The sequence below is a fragment of the Acinetobacter sp. IK23 genome, assembly GCF_035615275.1.
Lineage (GTDB): Bacteria > Pseudomonadota > Gammaproteobacteria > Pseudomonadales > Moraxellaceae > Acinetobacter > Acinetobacter seifertii.
Genome location: NZ_JANBNX010000010.1, coordinates 1 through 19,584, shown reverse-complemented (window position 1 = coordinate 19,584; position 19,584 = coordinate 1). Strand labels below are relative to the sequence as shown.

The 19,584-nt window shown below is 39.3% G+C and carries 15 protein-coding genes, 2 tRNA genes and 1 pseudogene; 7 read left to right on the top strand and 11 right to left on the bottom strand.

Going from position 1 to position 19,584, the window contains the following annotated elements:
• Positions 1–98 precede the first annotated feature (98 nt).
• From MSG95_RS09335 to MSG95_RS09320, 4 genes are all read left to right on the top strand, one after another.
• Complete coding sequence (locus MSG95_RS09335; protein WP_077163645.1) at positions 99–1,517, top strand: amino acid permease; 1,419 nt, start codon at positions 99–101, stop codon at positions 1,515–1,517.
• A 115-nt stretch (positions 1,518–1,632) separates the two neighbouring features.
• On the top strand, positions 1,633–2,517 hold the full coding sequence (locus MSG95_RS09330; RefSeq protein WP_077164844.1) for a hypothetical protein: 885 nt from the start codon (positions 1,633–1,635) through the stop codon (positions 2,515–2,517).
• Positions 2,518–2,652: 135 nt separating this feature from the next.
• A tRNA-Glu gene (locus tag MSG95_RS09325) sits at positions 2,653–2,728 on the top strand.
• A gap of 88 nt (positions 2,729–2,816) precedes the next feature.
• Positions 2,817–2,892 (top strand) — tRNA-Glu (locus MSG95_RS09320).
• A gap of 95 nt (positions 2,893–2,987) precedes the next feature.
• On the opposite strand, the gene MSG95_RS09315 is transcribed toward MSG95_RS09320, so the two are convergent.
• On the bottom strand, positions 2,988–3,935 hold the full coding sequence (locus tag MSG95_RS09315; RefSeq protein WP_077166006.1) for a hypothetical protein: 948 nt from the start codon (positions 3,933–3,935) through the stop codon (positions 2,988–2,990).
• Between the two features lie 273 nt (positions 3,936–4,208).
• Here MSG95_RS09315 and MSG95_RS09310 point away from each other — a divergent pair, with 273 nt between their 5' ends.
• On the top strand, positions 4,209–4,547 hold the full coding sequence (locus MSG95_RS09310) for a membrane protein (protein WP_002051673.1): 339 nt from the start codon (positions 4,209–4,211) through the stop codon (positions 4,545–4,547).
• An 18-nt stretch (positions 4,548–4,565) separates the two neighbouring features.
• Here the strand turns inward: MSG95_RS09310 and MSG95_RS09305 are convergent, their stop codons facing one another.
• From MSG95_RS09305 to MSG95_RS09270, 8 genes are all read right to left on the bottom strand, one after another.
• The gene (locus MSG95_RS09305) at positions 4,566–5,522 is read right to left on the bottom strand and encodes a cation diffusion facilitator family transporter (protein ID WP_004705149.1); all 957 of its coding nucleotides are present in this window, start codon (positions 5,520–5,522) and stop codon (positions 4,566–4,568) included.
• A 130-nt stretch (positions 5,523–5,652) separates the two neighbouring features.
• Positions 5,653–8,811, bottom strand: coding sequence for an efflux RND transporter permease subunit (locus tag MSG95_RS09300; protein ID WP_077166007.1), 3,159 nt, complete (start codon positions 8,809–8,811; stop codon positions 5,653–5,655).
• The gene (locus MSG95_RS09295) at positions 8,801–10,009 is read right to left on the bottom strand and encodes an efflux RND transporter periplasmic adaptor subunit (RefSeq protein ID WP_077166008.1); all 1,209 of its coding nucleotides are present in this window, start codon (positions 10,007–10,009) and stop codon (positions 8,801–8,803) included. The genes MSG95_RS09300 and MSG95_RS09295 overlap by 11 nt, the downstream gene beginning before the upstream one ends.
• A complete protein-coding gene (locus tag MSG95_RS09290; RefSeq protein ID WP_077166009.1) occupies positions 10,009–11,418 on the bottom strand; it encodes a TolC family protein in 1,410 nt (469 codons plus the stop codon). Before MSG95_RS09290 ends, MSG95_RS09295 begins: the two co-directional genes overlap by 1 nt.
• 57 nt (positions 11,419–11,475) lie before the next feature.
• Positions 11,476–11,871: a cation efflux protein, CzcI-like gene (locus MSG95_RS09285; RefSeq protein WP_363295791.1), complete on the bottom strand. Its 396-nt coding sequence runs from the start codon at positions 11,869–11,871 to the stop codon at positions 11,476–11,478.
• 197 nt (positions 11,872–12,068) lie between these two features.
• A complete protein-coding gene (locus tag MSG95_RS09280; protein WP_191036735.1) occupies positions 12,069–12,242 on the bottom strand; it encodes a hypothetical protein in 174 nt (57 codons plus the stop codon).
• Between the two features lie 137 nt (positions 12,243–12,379).
• Positions 12,380–12,997 (bottom strand): methyltransferase family protein, encoded by a 618-nt coding sequence (locus MSG95_RS09275; protein ID WP_077166011.1) that lies wholly within the window; start codon positions 12,995–12,997, stop codon positions 12,380–12,382.
• 230 nt (positions 12,998–13,227) lie between these two features.
• The gene (locus MSG95_RS09270) at positions 13,228–13,626 is read right to left on the bottom strand and encodes a cation efflux protein, CzcI-like (protein WP_373868771.1); all 399 of its coding nucleotides are present in this window, start codon (positions 13,624–13,626) and stop codon (positions 13,228–13,230) included.
• Positions 13,627–13,904: 278 nt separating this feature from the next.
• Between MSG95_RS09270 and MSG95_RS09265 the strand changes: the two are divergent.
• Positions 13,905–14,050 (top strand): annotated as a pseudogene (locus MSG95_RS09265) (hypothetical protein); the annotation flags it as partial.
• Between the two features lie 60 nt (positions 14,051–14,110).
• On the opposite strand, the gene ettA reads toward MSG95_RS09265, so the two are convergent.
• Together ettA and MSG95_RS09255 are read right to left on the bottom strand one after the other, a co-directional pair.
• Positions 14,111–15,772 carry an energy-dependent translational throttle protein EttA gene (gene ettA, locus MSG95_RS09260; protein WP_004705132.1) on the bottom strand — a complete coding sequence of 554 codons (1,662 nt, stop codon included), beginning with the start codon at positions 15,770–15,772 and terminating at the stop codon, positions 14,111–14,113.
• 220 nt (positions 15,773–15,992) lie between these two features.
• Entirely contained in the window at positions 15,993–17,714 is a 1,722-nt protein-coding gene (locus tag MSG95_RS09255) for a thiamine pyrophosphate-dependent enzyme (RefSeq protein WP_077166014.1), read from the bottom strand.
• Between the two features lie 255 nt (positions 17,715–17,969).
• Here MSG95_RS09255 and MSG95_RS09250 point away from each other — a divergent pair, with 255 nt between their 5' ends.
• Positions 17,970–19,253: an O-acetylhomoserine aminocarboxypropyltransferase/cysteine synthase family protein gene (locus MSG95_RS09250; protein ID WP_077166015.1), complete on the top strand. Its 1,284-nt coding sequence runs from the start codon at positions 17,970–17,972 to the stop codon at positions 19,251–19,253.
• Positions 19,254–19,584 lie beyond the last annotated feature (331 nt).

Genomic DNA, 19,584 nt, shown 5'->3' with positions numbered 1-19,584 from the left:
TCACCTTCCTGTCTATTCTTTGACACCTTCTTGATTGCACATTTGTCTATTTTATCTAAAATAGCGTCTTTCTCAAATTCTCTCAATGTGTATGTAATATGCAGCCATCTGACAATCAACTAGATGCTCAGCATCAGAACAGTACTGCACCTTTAAAAAGAGCCATGAGTACTCGCCACCTTGTGATGTTATCGCTCGGGGGAGCAATCGGTACTGGTTTATTTTTGGGTTCAGGGGAAGTCATTTCACAAACTGGACCTATTGGCGCAATTATTGCCTACATTCTTGGGGGCGCGATTGCTTACATGGTTATGCTCTGCTTAGGCGAGCTGGCTGTCCACATGCCTGTATCTGGCTCTTTTGGTGCATATGCTCAAAAGTACATTAGTCCAAGTACAGGTTATATGATTTCATGGATGTATTGGCTAACATGGACAGCAACGCTAGGAACCGAGTTTACTGCTGCTGCTCTACTGATGCAGGAATGGTTTCCACAAGTCTCAATGTGGATTTGGACTCTCATATTTGCAGTGACGATTTTTGGACTCAATATTAGTTCCACTCGAGTATTTGCTGAGTCTGAGTTCTGGCTAGCACTGGTTAAGGTCGTTACTGTTATTGCCTTTATTGTGCTTGGGTTATTAGCCATTTTTGGTTTAATTCCTTTTCATGGCACTCAAACTGCTCCTCTGTTTAGTAATTTAACTGCCCAAGGCTGGTTCCCACACGGTTTTCTCCCCATTTTTACGACCATGCTGATTGTGAATTTTGCGTTCTCTGGAACAGAACTGATTGGTGTGGCTGCTGGTGAAACTAAAGATCCGGCTCAGAATGTTCCTAAAGCAATTAATGCTGCGATTTGGCGTCTTCTTATTTTCTTTGTAGGCACCATTATCGTGATCAGCGCATTACTTCCTTTCCAGCTTGCAGGCTTAAGCAGTGAAAGTGTAAGTAGCAGTCCTTTCGTTACTGTATTTAATTATATTGGCATTCCATATGCTGACGACATCATCCGTTTTGTAATTATTACTGCTCTACTTTCAGCTGCCAATTCAGGTTTGTATGCAGCATCACGCATGATGTGGTCTTTATCAGAACAAAAGCTTCTTCCAAGTGTATTTTCAACTCTTTCAAAAAGCGGAACACCTATTGTTGCTTTAGTAGTAACTATGTTTGGTGCAATTCCCGGTTTATTGTCAGAACAATTTGCACCTGAAACCATCTTTAAAAACTTGCTTGGTGTTGCAGCTTTCACCATGGTGATTGTCTGGATGAGTATCTGTTTAAGTCAGTTCAATTTCCGTAGACAGTGGTACCGAGCTGGGCATACAGTTAAAGATTTAAAATACGCTGCACCATTATTTCCTATTGTCCCAATTTTAGGTTTTCTATTCTGCTTTATTACCTGTTTAAGTATGGCAGCAGACCCTCAAATGCGAGCTGGTTTTGTAGGTTGCTTAATTTTTACTGCTTTATGTTATGTGAGTTACTTTATTTTTTATCGTGACAAAGCTTAAGTGCTTGTAATTAAAAGTGTAGCAAAAAGCTACACTTTTTTTTGCCTAGACACTGGCTTTATAGAACCTGCCGTTGTAGATTAAAATTCATATTAAAAACAATTCTTTGCCTACAATGAAAATTATATTTATCCACGGGATGAATCAGCAGAATTACACAGCACATAGCTTAAAGGAGCATTGGCTAAAAGTATTTAAACTGGGCTTAAAACAATTACATTGTAGAGTTAATTTAAGAGATCTACATATACATATGCCATTTTATGGCGATTTAATGACGAAATATCAATTATCCAATCAATTAGACTTAAATACCTTACTTCCAAAATCGTTTAACTTTCATTTACCTATTCATTTACACCAGCAACAGTCTACACCTAAGGAACATACTCCTTTTATTCCTCAGCTGCCGCTTTCTCCAGATCAACCAGCAGAAAACCTATCAGAGCGCTTATATCTAACCTCTCAGCTAGTAAAAGACCGTCTTCTTAAGGAAATGGTAATCCTTCTAAATAGTTTTCCAAAACTACACGAGAGCTTAATTCAGCAATTCTTAATTGAAACGTATATGTATTTATCAAATCCTGATTTTATGCATGAAGTTCACCAAAGAATTTTAAAACAAATGCACGACGATGAAGACTGCATTGTAGTCGCGCACTCTTTGGGGTCTGTGATTGCATTTCACTTATTATCGGATCCGGCTTATCATTTTTCAGTACAACGCTTTGTTACCTTGGCTTCACCACTTTCTTTTCGGGTGATCCAAAGTAAACTCCCCATTCCGATTGAACGACCAAAATGCCTCAATGGTGATTGGTATAATTTCTACTCAAAAGATGATTTTTTAACAGCTTTCCCATTAAGTGAAGCACCTTTTGATTTTACTCCACCAATTATCAATCAAGAAATTTTTACTTTTGCCAACCAGCCTCATGAAATTGTAGGATACTTACAGCATCATGAAGTTATCAAAGCCATTATTGAACCTTTTCAATAAAAATAAGCCATAAATGCCTATATTTTCTACAATTTGAGTTATTTTTAAACGCTTGACCATTTTTTTTTAATATTTCTTCAGAAAACTATTTGACACTTTTATTAAATCGACCTAATATACGCCCACCTCTGAAACGTCCCTATCGTCTAGAGGCCTAGGACATCGCCCTTTCACGGCGGTAACCGGGGTTCGAATCCCCGTAGGGACGCCACTAAATTCGAGGAAAAGCAAAGATTAATTATCTTTGTCGAGAATTTAGGTAAGCAGTTTACTGCACACAGGTAACTAGCCTCATATAAGTCCCTATCGTCTAGAGGCCTAGGACATCGCCCTTTCACGGCGGTAACCGGGGTTCGAATCCCCGTAGGGACGCCAAATTCTAAAAAGCCACTGCATAATGACAGTGGCTTTTTTCTTATCTTAAAAAAGTAGAAAAAGCTGATCATCAACCAGCTTTCCATCATTTTAATTTAATTCGCAATTCCAACTTGAACTTCAAGACGACCTGATTGAACTCGCAAACCTTTTATTTCAAACTGATCTACCAATTGCTGTACAAGCTCACGGCTTTCTCTCAAAATATTAAGTCCCGGTAAAATACTAAAGTCTGTCAAGCTTAAAAGTTTTTCTACCATCCATGAACGGTTGTTAATGAAGTCAATAAATCCTGCCTGTTCAAGATCAATAAACCACATACGGTGACCATCACGCTGAATGCCTGGAATATCACGAATCAAATGATTAATCAGCGATGGTATAGGCAACATGTTAATCACTTCAAAACCAACTCGTCCAATTCGACGCACAGCCCAATTCGACAAAGTTCCCCCATGACGAATTTGCACATCTAAACTTTCATCCATTTGGCGTAAGCGTAAAAATTTTTCTTGCCCAATTCGGCACTCCAACACACGGAAATCTAAACTAAGCCGATATATGAAACGGTGATAGTGTCCATCTATTTCAACCTGAAATCGATCGTTCCCACATTGAACTTTAATATCATCAATTTCTGAACGATCTATTCGTTTACGAATTTGACTGTTTAACAGCATTTCAGGCAAATATAAATTCAGCGTGCTTTTACCTAAAAAGGTACGTGCCATGATTAAGGCAACTTGCCGCGCAGTTTCGCTCGTTTCAGACACCATGTCTCTAACAGTTCCAGCTGCCAAATTGGTCATGCCAACAACCCCTCGCTTTGTATGAGTTGTTACATGGTCTAAAGCATCTAAAGCTGCATCTGCTACCTCTGCAAGATTACGTGTCGTATCACTAGCAAAGCCAACTGCATCATGAGCATGTTGCAAGGTCTTATGCAGCAATCGGCGTGAGAATGACAGTTTTATAGGGTCAGGGGCCCCTGAAACTGCTGATGTCGTTATAGGCTCCGACTTATTGTCATCTTCTTGACCCAAGTCCTTCTCCTTTTTATATTTCTTTCGCATCCTACTAATAAGCTTTTCAGCTCATTTCCAGTGTTGAATACACTTGGTTTTTATCTAGATTAGCATGCTCTACAGTATTATTTTAACTTTTATGTGTACGCGTAAATCATCATTTTTTTATATATCCTTGTTTCAAAAAAGTATTTTATATCTCATTTTCACACCACTTTTTAAAAACCCTACAATTTTTTTCCTTTCTTTGCATTTCCGTTAGAATAGATTCAAATTTAATGTGGAGCTGTCATGCAATATCGTTGCCCTCAATGTCAAAGTGTTAAAATTATGCCTGTAAGCCAAGGTGTTAACAGTGCCAAGCCTGTTGTGCCTAAAAGCTTAGTGATTTTAGTTCCTGCCATTTTTGTACTATTACTTTTGGTGGTGATTAGTATTTTTATGTGGATTTTTGGCAATGGTGCAGGCACTTCTCTACAAATTGCAACGGTCGTTGTTTTTGTTGTGACTTTAGGGGCAGGTTTTATGTTCTGGCGTGATCTGCCTGACTTTAAGTTGTCTATGCAAGCATTTATGCAGTCACAAAAACACTGGAAATGTCGTGACTGCAATCACGAATGGGAAATTTAAAAAATTATTCACATCAGCTTAGTGCTGATGTGAATGTTCTTTGTCAGTCTCATCATGTTCATGTGAAGCATGCTGAGCAATATGCTGGCAATTGATCTCGGCATCATCTTCAATTTGCAATGTCACTTCGCCAATACCATGCTCATGGGAAAGCATTTCAACAGCATCTTGATAAAGCTTGGTTCGATCAGCGTCAGGTGCAAATAAATGCACGGTTAAATGGATGTTTTTAGACGTAATTGCCCATACCTTGAGTTGGTGAATACTTTCAACACCATTTAAAGACAGTAAGTCGGCACGTAACTTTTCGATATCGACTTCTTCGGGTACACCTTCGAGCAAAATATTGATACTTTGTTTAAGTAAAACCCATGTTCTTGGTAATACCCAAAAACCAATCAATACCGCAATAATCGTATCGACCCAGTACCAGTTGGTAAAGTAGATCACAACTGCACCAATAATAACGCCAACCGAGCCTAGCGCATCACTCAAAACCTCTAAATAAGCACCTTTGACATTTAAGCTGTTATTGGCACTCGACATGAGGATTTTCATTGAGATGAGGTTAATCACCAAACCAATGGTCGCCACAATGAGCATACCCACACTTTGAATTTCAGGCGGCTTAGAGAAGCGGATATAAGCTTCATATAAAATATAAATCGCCACCACGAACAGCATGAGCGCATTAAATAATGCAGCCAGAATTTCAAAGCGCTGATAACCAAAAGTACGTTTATTATCGGCTGGGCGCTTCGCGATCTGAATTGCAACCAAAGCAATTGCCAGAGCAGCTGCATCGGTAAACATATGCGCAGCGTCAGAGAGTAATGCCAAACTTTGTGTGATTAAACCAGCTACGACCTCAACAATTAAAAATGTTGAAGTCAGTGCTAAAGCAATCATTAATTTCTTAGCATTACCTTCAGTCACTACAGCATGACTATGATCATGACCATGTTGTCCACCCATTTTGCGGACTCCTTATTATTTATCTTTATGGAGAGGTAAAAGTAGCGATAGATACATTTTACTTTTACCTCTTTCAAACACTTTTTTGAATTGACGCTGTCATCAAAAAAGATATATCAAAACGATGACATTATGAATGCTCAGCATTTTTTGCTTTGCTTTCATTCATCCATCGATAAATGACTGGTAATAAAACCAAAGTTAATATCGTAGATGAAATAATCCCACCAATTACGACCGTTGCCAAAGGTCGTTGTACTTCTGCTCCGGTTCCTGTCGCCAAGGCCATCGGAATAAAACCAAGTGAAGCAACAAATGCCGTCATTAATACAGGGCGTAGTCGTAGTACAGCGCCTTTCCAAGTTGCCGCATGGAGATCTAAGGTTGTTCTTAGCTCTTTAATAAATGTGAGCATGACCAGACCATTCAATACCGCAACACCAGATAAAGCGATGAACCCAACCCCAGCAGACATGGAAAGCGGTATATCCCTCAGCCATAAAGCAACTAATCCACCGGATAAAGCAAAAGGAACTCCGCTAAATACCAGTAAGCTATCTTTAAAGTTACTAAATACAGCCATAAGCAACACAAAGATCATGATGAGTGCCATAGGTACGACGATTTGCATTCTTGCAGTAGCAGAAGCAAGATTCTCAAACTGTCCTCCATAGCCTAACCAATAACCGCTAGGTAGCTTTTGCTGTGATAGCTTGCTTTGCATTTCTTGTACAAAAGATCCAAGATCCCGATCACGCACATTTGCCGTCACAACAACTCGACGCTTACCATTTTCACGGCTTACTTGAGCAAGGCCTAAAATATTCTCAACCTTTGCGACGTCTTGCAACTGGATCAAACCACCATTTGGTAAACGAATAGGTAATTGTGCGAGTTGCTGCGGCGTACGCATGTTTTCCTGTAAACGAATCACGAAATTGAAGCGTCTATCACCCTGTAAAATTTGTCCTACACTCTGCCCTCCAATACTAGCAGCGACAATATCTTGAATCGATCTGACTGATAAACCGTATTGAGCAGCCAATGCATAATCAACCTCTACATTCAGTAATGGCAAACCGTCAGTCTGTTCAACCTTGACTTCGCTGGCACCTGAAATGCTGCGTAGCTGTTGAGCTATTTTTTCCGCTTCCTGATTGAGAACTTGCATATCGTCCCCAAAAACTTTCACCCCAATATCACTACGCACACCAGAAATAAGCTCATTAAAGCGCAGTTCAATTGGTTGTGAAAATTCACTGTTATTACCAGGAATCTGATTCACGAATTGCAGCATTCTGGCACGCAATTCATCTATCGTTTCCTTCTGATTAGGCCATTGATCATGTGGCTTTAGTAAAACGACACCATCGGAAATATTAGGAGGCATCACATCTGTAGCAACCTCGGCTGTTCCTGTTCTTGCAAAAATAGCTTTAATTTCTGGGAAGGCTTTCAGTAACTGCTTTTCTACGGTCTCTTGAATCCTAAGTGATTCCTCTATACCAGTACTTGGTGCACGCATGAGTTGCAGGGCAAAATCCCCCTCACTAAGTTGAGGCGCAAACTCACTACCTACTCTTGTTGCAATTACACTTGTCAAAATCAAGATGCTGACAGCTGCTGTGACAACAACATATCGAAAGGCATAAGCTTTATCGAGTAAGCGCGCATAACCTTTTTTCAATGTCATCATCCAACGGCTTTCTTTTTCCTTCACTTCCCCCGTAACAAAAAGAGCTACTGCTGCCGGAACAAAGGTCACAGATAAAATAATTGCTCCCAATAGCGCTAGGACAACGGTCATTGCCATAGGATGGAACATTTTTGCTTCTACACCTGTTAAAGCAAAAATTGGTAGGTACACGACCATAATAATGATCTGACCAAATATTAATGGGCGTCGTGCTTGTTTAGCTGCGAGAAAGACCTCTGTAAAACGTTCTGAACGTGTCAATAAACGACCTTTTAAATGCTGTGCTTCAGCCAAACGCCGAATACAGTTTTCAACAATAACAACTGCCCCATCTACAATGATCCCGAAGTCCAAAGCTCCCAAGCTCATGAGGTTAGCACTGATTTTTTGTTCTGCCATACCTGTTAAGGTAAAAAGCATTGCCAAGGGAATAATACAAGCAGTGATTATAGCAGCACGAAAGTTTCCTAAAAAAATGAAAAGGATAACAATGACTAAAATCGCCCCTTCAGTCAAATTTTTGGCCACCGTTTTAATCGCTTTGTCTACGAGACTACTACGATCGTAGACTGTTTCAATCTTGACCCCCTGAGGAAGTGATTTTTGAATTTCTTGGACTTTCTGATCAATCGCTTTAGCAATGGTTTTACTGTTTTCACCCATCATCATCATGGCGATACCTAAAACAGTTTCCTGTCCATTATAGGTAGCACCACCAGTACGCAAATCATGCCCTATTGATACTGAGGCTACATCTGCAACTCTTATTGGTAAGCCATTTTTAGTAGCTACAGTAACGTTCTGGATATCCTGTATCGAACTCAATATGCCTGGAACTCGAACGGTTAGTTGCTGGCCATTCTCTTCAATAAAGCCAGCCCCTCGATTTTCGTTATTATTCTGAAGTACAGCCTGTAAATCAGTAAGTGGAATTTGCAATTGTTGTAAACGTGTCAGATCTGGAGAGACTACATACGTCTTATCATATCCTCCAATACTATTAATCTCAGCTACCCCTTGTACGCGTTGTAACTGTGGCCGAATAATCCAATCCTGTATCTCACGTAAATCCATCGCAGTATAAGCTGAACCATCAGCTTTTTTAGCGTTTGGATCAGCTTTTACAACCCATTGATAAATCTCACCGAGTCCAGTTGAAATTGGAGACATTTGCGGCTCGATATCATCCGGTAAAGCACTCTTTGCTTCTTGTAAACGCTGGTTAATCAGCTGCCGTGCCCAATAAATATCAGTGCCATCTTTAAAAATAATCGTGACCTGAGAAAGACCATATCTGGAAATTGAGCGAGTCTGTTCCAAATTTGGAATTCCAGACATAGCATTTTCAATCGGATAAGTAATCCTTTGCTCAACTTCTGGAGCTGTAAAACCACTGGCCTGACTATTGATTTGTACCTGTACATTGGTGATATCAGGCACGGCATCTATTGAAAGTTTCTGATAACTATAGACTCCAACACCAATCCAAGCCACTACAAACATCATGACCCAAATGGCATTGTTAATTGAGAACTGAATAATCCGGTCAAATAAACCTTCAGCCTCTGGTAAATCAGGTTTATTAGTGTCCATGCCCAGCCTCCCCTTTTTCCAGTTCTGACTTAAGCAAGAAACTACCTTGGGTCACATATTGCTGCTTTTCAGTAATTCCGGATTTAACCTCGACCCATTGTCCATCTGAAGAATAATTGCCTAACTCCACAGTAACAGGAGCAAAATGAATTTTGTCTTTCTCCTGTTTTGCAACAAAGACCACATTCTTTCCTTCAATCTGTTGTACTGCTGTCTTATTAACCCGTAATACAGTCGCTGTATTATTTTGTTTAAGTAACACGTTGACCATTAAGTTAGGTCGTAATTCTTTTGAAGGTGTTATTACCTTAGCTCGGACCTGCAAACGACCAGTTTGACTGTCAGCTTCAGTAGTTAAGCTTTGTACTTGCGCCTTAAAAATATTGTTGGTTTGCAGCGATTTAAATTCAATTTCCTCATTAGGCTGAATATTGGTATTTGTACTTGGTAACACAAACTCAACCCATAGTTGATCTAGGCGATCAATAATAAATAACTGTTTTTCAGGGCCAATTTGCTCACCAATAACAATATCTTTATTACTGACTACACCACTTAAAGGCGCCGTTAAAACATATCGACCTTTACTTGAGCGATTCGCTCCCAAGGCACTTAAACGGCTATTTGCAGCTTGTACCTGAATTTGTGCCTGACGATAAGCATTATAAGCACGTTGATAATCTTGACGTGCTGAAACACCCTGTTCCCACAATTGCTTTTCACGTTGGTAATCTTGCTGAGCTAATGTGAGCGCTTCTTGTGCCATGCTTAAGTTAGCTTGTTGATCGACCAAATCTGGTACAAATAAAGTCGCAAGCGCCTGACCCTTTTCAACTTGTTGTCCCAGTGCAACATTTACGCTATCCACTCGCGCAGAAAAAGTAGAAGAGACATGTGCTTGCTGGTCTGTATTTACAACGAGTTTGGCAGGATAAGAGAGACTCTGTTCAACCTCTCCACGTTCTACTTGCTCTAACTTCACACCATATTCAACCAGTTGCTTAGAAGTCAGGTTTAAACTTCCTTCTTCTTTTTCAGACTCTTCATGACCCGCATCACCCTCTGCCTGTCCTTCTTCACTTTTCTCAGTATTAGGCTGTTTTTTCCCTGAGAAAAATAACCAAGCACTTATAACAAGACAGACTACCAGAAGCAAAATAGCAATAAGCCATTGGTTTTTCATTTTTTTAACTGACATTACTCTGCCCCTCCAACTGTTGGCAACTTATAAGTGTCTTGCCATAAATTTTGATTAATTTGATTTAATGCATCCCCAGCCATCACTATATTAGGATCGATCCCGAGAGCTAAACTTTCTGCCTCAATTGCTTTTTGCCAAGCAGATTTAAGTAGTTGAACTTTTTTCAATCTTTGTTCTTGTAATTGCAGGGTAGATTGCTGAACATCAGTAATTGCAAATTTACCTACTTTGAAACCAAGCAACATTTTCTCCTGTACCGTTTCTGATAAAGGAATCTGTTGTTGATTCATCAAGTTATATTGCTGCTTTAAACCAGCCAACTCGTACTGTAAGGTGCGTATAGAATCTAGGCTTTGCTTTTTATAAAAACTTTGCTGCTGAGCAATTAAGTCAAGTTTGCTTTGAGCAATTTTCAGGGCATATTGTTGACGATTAAAAATGTTTAAGGGAACTGCAATACCTACTCGAAACTGATTTTCAGTACTATTTGTATCTGCAGTTTTACTACGAACCACACCCATATCTACCGTAGGCGTAGGACGATTTTTTGCCTTTAAGTAATTAATTTCAGAATTTTGCTGTATTGCTTGAAGCCGCATGGACTGTTCTAACAAATTCTGTTTTAAGTATTGATCGATATCACCTTCATTTTTTAAAGGCCACGCACTTTTTATATCTGGACGTAAGGTGAAGTTATCTTCCGTCTCACCCCATAAGTTCGCCAGTTTTCGTTTGGCACTACTCAGTGATAATTCCACTTCTTGATATAAACGCTGATTTTCAACATGTGTCATTAAAGTCCGGTCTAAATCAACCTGAGCAATACTGCCTGCTTGAAAGCGTAAACGCGTAGCATCAAGAAAGTTTTGACTTGTTCTTAACTGAGCTTTAGCAACCTCATGTTGAAGCTCTAAAATTGATACTTGTGACCATAAATATTTAACAGCCAGCTTGAGTTGAGCCTCATACAAAACCTGATTTAACTCAACTTGATTTTGCTGGACAGTTGCTAGTTTTTTTGCCGCGGAGCGTACACCAAAAATATCTAGCTTTTGAGAGATCCCAAGTTCAAGCTCCTGATCTTTTCCAGAGCTAAAACCCGTTTGCTGTACTGAAACAGTAGGATTTTCCCATAGCTGGCTCTGCTTGATATTACTGTCTGCAATATCTTGTTGAGCTTGCCAAATTCCTGTTTGAGTCTGAAACTGCTTAACCTGATCAAGTACTTGGTCGAACGTTAAAACATTCTGTACGCGCTGCGCTTGAGTGTTCTCAGTAAGATTTTGATTTGAACTAGCAGCAGTTGTTATCACACTAGCTGAAAGTGCAACAGCAACAACTAATGATTTAAGTACCCAAGAGGAACTCAGACTAACGAAACGCTTTTCGTATAAAAAAATAGACATAAAATAACCCTATGAAATAAATAATATTTCTGGTGGGCTAATTTTCGGCTACCCCACCTATAGCAGGGTTAAAACAGGAGGCGGATCTTGTTTAGAGATATGAGGGGACTTATAAGAATTGGACCAATAGTATTGTTGTTTGAGCTCAGATGACCGCATTAACGGTGAAACAATTTTTTCTTGCGCTTCTACAATCACAACATGAAAACATGAAGGTAAATGATCATGATGATCAGACAAGTTCAAAGGAGCTTTGTGAGTGGTCCCTGCGACGTCAGTCTTTTCAGTATGGCTATGCTGTGAAATTTCATAATTCAGCGCTGCATGATGACCAAAATGATGCAATTCTTTTTCCTGATTTTCATGAGCGCAAAATGCCGCTGCCACATTCCATAAACTTTGGAATATGAGCAAACAGAACAAGACGGACATGAAAAGTGCAGAACGTGGCAACAGCACACCATTAAACTAAAAAGTTGAACAAGGGCACTATAGCAGGCTCATCGCATGTAATAAAATTACATCTCTGAATGTCAACATAGAAACAATACCGAATAACTTGGATTAAAGATAAATAAGCCATTAAAAATGTTTATCTTTATAGCTAGAAAGCTAATTATTAAATAATTAGCTTTCCGCAAAAATAAAAATTATTTACATTTACATGTTAAATGAGGATTCTTACTTTTTTCTGTTTTAGCTTTTGTTTCTTGCTGAGACTTAATATTCTTTTCGAGGAATATTAATCCTCCATCAGCATGAGCCAAACTCGTTGAAAGAAATAGAACCATCAAAGCCGATTTTATATTTAATTTAATTAACATCATAATCACCTAATCTAAATATTCCGCATGTATTTAAGGAGTTAATCCTTAAATACATATATTTTTTTGCATGCCTCGATTCATCAATTCAGTACAATCTTCCGATTCTTTGAAAAGCATGCACATTTCACTTTTTACTAGAACCAACTAAATAATGAAGGAAGAACACCATGCGATCGCAGCTCATCAAAAAGTTGAACCAACGCAGCAATCCAGATAAACCAAACGACTTGAGTCAAAAAAAGACGAAAGTGCTTTGGTGAGACTTGATAAAAATCTGGTTCTTTAAAATTCTGGAAACTGGGTAAAAAACGGGGAATTGTCTTTACATAATCTGAATATGCTGTTCCATATTTTTCACTTAAAAAAGCTTCTTCTTGGCTTATGACATAATGGTAATAACAGAAGAAATAAAGCGTGAATAATATGGGAAAAATGAAAGTCTCAGTAATCAACATGATTCCGAGTCCTCCCAAATAGCTAAACAGATATAGAGGATTTCGACACAGAGAATATGGGCCGTCAGTCACTAACTTGGCATTTTTAAATCCAGAAATGTAAAGACTGCACCATATTCTTCCCATTACTCCGATACCAACAAATAGCCATCCAAAAACCCATAAGATATGTTCTACAAATGCCGCCTGAAAATGCCATTTACTAAAACTTAAAGCGAGAACAATAGCCAAAACAAAACCAATAACTCTGGAACTCACAGTTCGAACACGGGGGGAAAATAAAATATTCATTTCCATAATCCCCCATCACCGTGAATACTCAGAGACAAGGTAACTGTTTTGTTTAGATGATATTTCTGTTCTTCAGAAAAATTTGATGAAAACTTATATTCTGCCTTTTGATTAGAATAAAGACGTAAATATCTAAATGAGTAATCCACATAGAGGACTACCGTGCCTTGTTTGCACATATAATTAACCCTTTGAAATAAATAAATTTCTAGTGGGTTATTTTTCGGCTACCCCACCTATAGCGGGGTTAAAACAGGAGGGGGATTTAAGTCTCCAAGATACGGAGACTGATAAAAATTAGACCAGTAATAGACTTGTGAACGCTCATGTACATATACAACAGGTTCTTGAGCCTGTTTGGCGTTATCAGTCATGACTACATGAAAACATGAAGGTAAATGATCATGATGATCTTGCCAACTTAGTGGAGCATTATCAGAATTTTCTATAATACCAACATGTTCAGTCTGCATATGGTCGGAAGATTGATACACATTTAAATCTGCATGATGACCAAAATGTTGTAATGCTGTTCCCCTATTTTCATGCACACAAAATGCTGCTGCCACATTCCATAAGCTTTGGAATATAAGCAAACTAAACAAGACGGACATAAAAACTGTAGAACGTACCAACGGTACACCATGACGTAAATTGCACAAAGTCACTATAGCAGGCAATCTACATGTAATAAAATTACAGAATCTTGATTTATAGGTTCAGTTCTTGTAAATCAAATTGTTCCTAAATTTTCTTTCGTGACTAAAAAATTTAAAAATTAGGATTTCAAAAAATACTGCTTAATTGTAAAAAATATAAATGCCGCTTTTATATTCTTTCACATCAATTAGTTGCAAACAATAAGTTTAGCAAACCACTAATACCTTAAAAGCCCAGCGGATAATTTAAAAACTTTAAGATCGCATTACAGCAAAAAAATGAAATACGTTTAAACGTGTAACACGTATGGCACTTTATTCTTTAGCAATGGCATTTGATTTGGTGACAGTAGCACCCTCTCTTATCTGGTCAGATTTAAGAGGTGACTTTAATAAATAAGAGTCTGACTCATAAAAACAGAAAAACCAGCCCTTAGGCTGGTTTTTCATTTACGGATAATTAACCCGTAATCTTTTTGTATTTCGTACGTTTTTGAGATGCATCTTCGCCTAAACGTGACTGACGGTAAGCTTCATATTCTGCATAGTTACCAGTGTAGAATTCTGGCTGTTCGTTCTCAAACGACAAGATGTGCGTTGCAATACGGTCAAGGAACCAACGGTCATGCGATACCACCATTACCGTACCTGGGAACACAAGAATTGCATCCTCAAGCGCACGTAACGTTTCAATATCCAAGTCGTTCGATGGCTCATCCAGTAAGATCACGTTTGCGCCCATCTGTAAGATCTTCGCAAGTTGTAAACGGTTACGTTCACCACCAGACAATTCACCTACACGTTTTTGCTGATCTTGGCCTTTAAAGTTAAAGCGACCAATATAAGCACGTGATGCGATTTCGTAATCACCAATTTTCAGGATATCTAAACCGCCAGAAACTTCTTCCCAAACCGTTTTATTGTTATCCAAGGTGTCACGAATCTGACCTACGTAAGCCACTTTAACCGACTCACCTAAAGTCACAGTACCCGTATCCGGTTGCTGTTCGCCAGTCATCATACGGAATAAAGTGGTTTTACCCGCACCATTTGGACCAACGATACCCACAATAGCTGTTGGAGGTACGGTAAACGTTAAGTTTTCGTACAACAAGCGACCATCGAATGATTTGCTGATGCCTTCAACTTCCACAACTTTATTACCCAAACGCGGGCCAGGTGGAATATAGATTTCAGACGTTTCATTACGTTGTTGGAATTCTTTAGAGTTAAGCTCTTCAAAACGTTCCATACGTGCTTTGTTTTTCTTTTGCTGACCTTTCGCATTTGAACGAACCCATTCAAGTTCTTTTTTCAATGCTTTAGCAAAAGATTCTTCTTGTTTCTGCTCTTGTTCTAAACGAGCATTTTTCTGTTCTAACCAAGAAGAGTAGTTACCTTGGTAAGGAATACCATGCCCACGGTCAAGCTCCAAGATCCACTCGGCAACGTTATCAAGGAAATAACGGTCATGCGTAATCGCAACGATTGTGCCAGGGAAATCTTTCAAGAAACGCTCTAACCAAGATACAGACTCTGCATCCAAATGGTTCGTCGGTTCGTCAAGAAGAAGCATGTCAGGCTTAGAAAGCAATAAACGACAAAGCGCTACACGACGACGTTCACCACCTGAAAGTAATGTTACATCTGCATCCCAAGCTGGAAGGTTCAAGGCATCTGCCGCGATTTCAAGCTGGTTATTTAGGTTGTGCGCATCCCAAGCATGGATAATTGATTCTAATTTTTCCTGCTCTTTTGCAAGCGCATCAAAATCTGCATCTGGGTCTGCATATTCTGCAAATACCTGATCTAGACGTTCTAAAGCATCTAAAGCTTCACGTACGCCATCTTCAACGTTACCACGAACGTCTTTAGTTGGATCAAGTGGCGGCTCTTGCTCTAAATAGCCGATTTTAATTCCAGGTTGTGCACGAGCTTCACCTGAGAAATCTTTATCTACGCCAGCCATAATACGAAGCAAGGTAGATTTACCCGCACCGTTCAAACCGAGAACACCAATTTTGGCACCCGGGAAAAATGATAAAGAGATGTCTTTTAAGATTTCGCGCTTTGGCGGAACCATCTTAGACACTCGGTTCATCGTATAAATATATTGGGCCACGCAGGACTCCTCAATTGAAAAACCAACAGATCGCAATGAGCGAAAAATAGTAGCTATTATATGCTGAACGCGGCAAAAAAATAAGGCGTGATTGAGTTTAATCGGTTTTTATGACTGATAAATGTCGTCAAAATTGTTTCCTGATATAAAAAATGCATGACCTTGAATCATGCATTTTTCATTTATCAGAATGCGGAGAGTTGAACTGATTTACATAGAGTTATTTAATGAAATTATTGACTAATAAGTTTTTAACATCATCTACCCGACCCGACATTAATGCTTTAATTGCATAGAGTGAGGTTGATGAAACCTGATTCAGATTAGGATCTGGCGGCATTACCAGTTCCATCGGATTGGTATGAACATCGAGTAAAGCTGGGCCATCATGTTTTAAAAAACTTTCAACTGCCTGCTCCAACCCGTCGCCATGCTTTATTGTTTGCCCATGCAAACCAATTACACTAGCAAGCTGACCAAAATCAGGATTGAGCAAATCAGTATAATGGTCAAGCAATCCTTCAACTTTTTGTTCAAGCTCTACAAAATTCAACGAACTATTGTTAAATACCACAATCTTGATGGGTAATTTTTCCTGAATTGTAGTGAGCAGGTCGCCCAGTAACATGGCTAAGCCACCATCTCCACACAATGCAATAATCTGGCGATTCGGAAATGCTTTTTGTGCTCCAAGTGCTTGTGGCATGGCATTGGCCATAGTGCCATGTAATAAGCTGGTAAAGGTTCGACGTTTGCCATTGACGTCAATATGTCTTAATACCCATACCATCGGTGAACCACCATCTCCGAAGAAAATTGCATCCTGATCTGCATAGCGGTTGAGTAGCGAAACCAGATATTGTGGATGGATCAGCCCATCTTTACCTACCCGCTCTTCTTTATGGCGTGTTTCATCACTCTGATGTTTCAGTGCAAGACAATGATCTAGAAAGTCACGTTCATGACGTGTTTCAAGTAGTGGCAATAAAGCATCGAGCGTCGATGAAATTTTACCCACGGCGCCCAATGTAATTGGATGGCGTCGACCCAAATGGGTCGGATCAATATCAATTTGCAAGATTTTGGCATGACTTGGATAGTACTGTGCCCATGCAAAATCGGCACCCAGTAAAATTAGTAAATCACAATCCATAAGGGTCTGATAACCCGCTTTATTACCAAAAATACCTGTCATACCCATATTGTATGGATTGTCATATTCGACAAAATCTTTGGCACGTGAAGTATGTGCTATGGGAGCTTTTAACTTCTCTGCAAAAGCCACTAGTTGGTCATGCGCACCTTCACATCCTGCCCCTGCATAAATTCCAATTTTTTGATGCTGTGAAATCAGATCAACAATCTGTTTGAGCTCAGATTTACTCGGCAAAATATCGGGATCTGTTTGGCGTGGTACAAAAGGTAGACCTGCTTCGGCTGACGCTTCACTGATATTCGCAGGAACAATAACCACCGCGACACCACGCTTGGTTAGTGCAGCCTGACAAGCCATACTCATAATATGTCTGGCCTGTGAAGGTTGGGTTATTTCTTCACAGAAAACCGAATTTTTGGCATAAACCGATTTAAAATCGACATATTGTGGAAAGTCGATAAATCCGGCCATCTCGGTGGAAATCTGGCTGGCAATCAAGATGACTGGGGCACGATTACGATGCGATTCATACAAACCATTAATAAAGTGCAGACTCCCTGGTCCACAAGATCCTGCACATGCCGTTAAGTGACCACTGAGTAAAGCATCCGTACCTGCTGCAAAGCCACCAACCTCTTCGTGGCGCACATGAATCCATTCAATTTTACTCTTAGACATGGAGTCGGTGACATGATTTAAGGTGTCACCTACAATACCGTAGCAACGTTGAACACCTGCTTGTTCCAGCACCTCAATGATAATGTCAGATACTTTTTGAGTACTCATTACTTCACTTCTCCAGCTTTTTTATCATGAATTGAATTACTTTTGCTTTTTATAGTGTTCTTGCAAAGTTCAGACTGCCAGTAAGTTTTTGTGGCGTTCTCTCAACATCATGTAAATTCAATTCAGTGATCTGAAAAAATTAAACTAAGTTCTTTTATGCTTAAAACTGCTGAACTTTACATAAAAATATCTAAATCATGCATAAAGAGTATGCTAAAAAATCTGGATTATTCTTTGACCACTTCGATGATAACAATGTCACATACATACCGAAACGAAACCTTAGCCATTCACGCAGGCTACACTCCTGAAGCAACAACCAAAGCGGTCGCTGTTCCTATTTATCAAACCACTTCTTATGCCTTCGATAATACACAGCATGGTGCAGACCTTTTCGACTTAAAAGTACAAGGTAATATTTATACCCGTATTATGAACCCGACCACTGCTGTACTTGAGCAACGCCTTGCTGCACTCGAAGGAGGCATTGGTGCTTTAGCTTTAGCATCGGGAATGGCAGCCATTACTTATGCCATTCAGACCATTACTGAAGCTGGAGATAATATTGCTTCTGTCTCAACTTTATATGGCGGTACATATAACTTATTTGCCCATACACTACCAAAACAAGGAATTGAAGTTCGCTTTTTTGATTATCAAAAACCTGAAAGCTTGCGTAATTTAATTGATGATAAAACTAAACTTGTTTTTGTTGAGTCAATTGGTAACCCGCTCGGCAATATCATTGATCTAGAAGCAATTTCAAAAATCGCCCATGAATATGGTGTACCTGTCGTTGTCGATAACACAGTTGCCACCCCTGCTTTATTAAAACCATTTCAATATGGGGCTGATATCGTTATCCATTCGCTTACTAAATATATTGGTGGCCATGGTAATAGTATTGGCGGTGCAATTGTCGATAGCGGCAAATTTCCTTGGGGTAAATATCCAGAGCGGTTTAAGGTTTTGAATACACCAGACCCAAGTTATCACGGGGTTAATTATGTCGAAGCTTTAGGTGAGGCTGCCTATATAGCACGAGCTCGTGTAGTGCCATTACGCAATACAGGTGCTGCGATTAGCCCGCTCAGTGTTTTCTTAATTTTACAGGGTCTAGAAACGCTTAATTTACGGATGGAACGCCATACTGAAAATGCACAGAAAGTCGCGGAATATTTGCAAAATCATCCAAAAGTAAAATGGGTCAATTACGCAGGCTTAAAAGATCATCCACAACACCAACTTGCACAAAAATATGTAAAAGGTAAACCTTCTGCAATTTTATCCTTTGGTGTTCAAGATGGTCGTGAAGGGGGTACTCGCTTCATTGACGCACTACAGCTATTTACTCGTCTGGTGAATATTGGTGATGCGAAAAGTCTGGCGTGTCATCCTGCAACCACAACTCACCGCCAGCTCAATGAACAAGAATTAAAAGCTGCCGGCGTAAGTGAAGATATGGTTCGTCTTTCTATCGGTATTGAACATGTTGATGACCTGATTGCCGACTTAGAACAAGCACTTTCATCTGTATAATTTTTAAACCAATAAATAAGCCTCTGGAATATAGAGGCTTTTTTATTTTCATTTGATTTAATCCTTCACAATAATTAATGGATTAGGGTAATAATTTAGAGTTTTTACTCTAAATAAATTGTTAAATTTCATATATTTACACACTAGACAATTTTTATACATCTATTAAGATAGGGCAATATTTAGGAGTTCATCAGGATGAACTGATCCTAGCCAAAATAATGGACAGTACTTCCCTCTAAAGATAACGTAACGTTAACTTTGGAGATCCAAGAAATGGCCAAACGTTTTAGTGCTGAATTTAAACAGCAAGCAATTGATTATGCACTTT

Excerpts from the sequence above, each read along its gene's own strand:
- MSG95_RS09335 (WP_077163645.1), top strand. The coding sequence starts at position 99 with ATGCAGCCATCTGACAATCAACTAGATGCTCAGCATCAGAACAGTACT.
- MSG95_RS09330 (WP_077164844.1), top strand. The coding sequence starts at position 1,633 with ATGAAAATTATATTTATCCACGGGATGAATCAGCAGAATTACACAGCA.
- MSG95_RS09310 (WP_002051673.1), top strand. The coding sequence starts at position 4,209 with ATGCAATATCGTTGCCCTCAATGTCAAAGTGTTAAAATTATGCCTGTA.
- MSG95_RS09305 (WP_004705149.1), bottom strand. The coding sequence starts at position 5,522 with ATGGGTGGACAACATGGTCATGATCATAGTCATGCTGTAGTGACTGAA.
- MSG95_RS09300 (WP_077166007.1), bottom strand. The coding sequence starts at position 8,811 with ATGGACACTAATAAACCTGATTTACCAGAGGCTGAAGGTTTATTTGAC.
- MSG95_RS09295 (WP_077166008.1), bottom strand. The coding sequence starts at position 10,009 with ATGTCAGTTAAAAAAATGAAAAACCAATGGCTTATTGCTATTTTGCTT.
- MSG95_RS09290 (WP_077166009.1), bottom strand. The coding sequence starts at position 11,418 with ATGTCTATTTTTTTATACGAAAAGCGTTTCGTTAGTCTGAGTTCCTCT.
- MSG95_RS09280 (WP_191036735.1), bottom strand. The coding sequence starts at position 12,242 with ATGTTAATTAAATTAAATATAAAATCGGCTTTGATGGTTCTATTTCTT.
- MSG95_RS09275 (WP_077166011.1), bottom strand. The coding sequence starts at position 12,997 with ATGGAAATGAATATTTTATTTTCCCCCCGTGTTCGAACTGTGAGTTCC.
- MSG95_RS09255 (WP_077166014.1), bottom strand. The coding sequence starts at position 17,714 with ATGAGTACTCAAAAAGTATCTGACATTATCATTGAGGTGCTGGAACAA.
- MSG95_RS09250 (WP_077166015.1), top strand. The coding sequence starts at position 17,970 with ATGTCACATACATACCGAAACGAAACCTTAGCCATTCACGCAGGCTAC.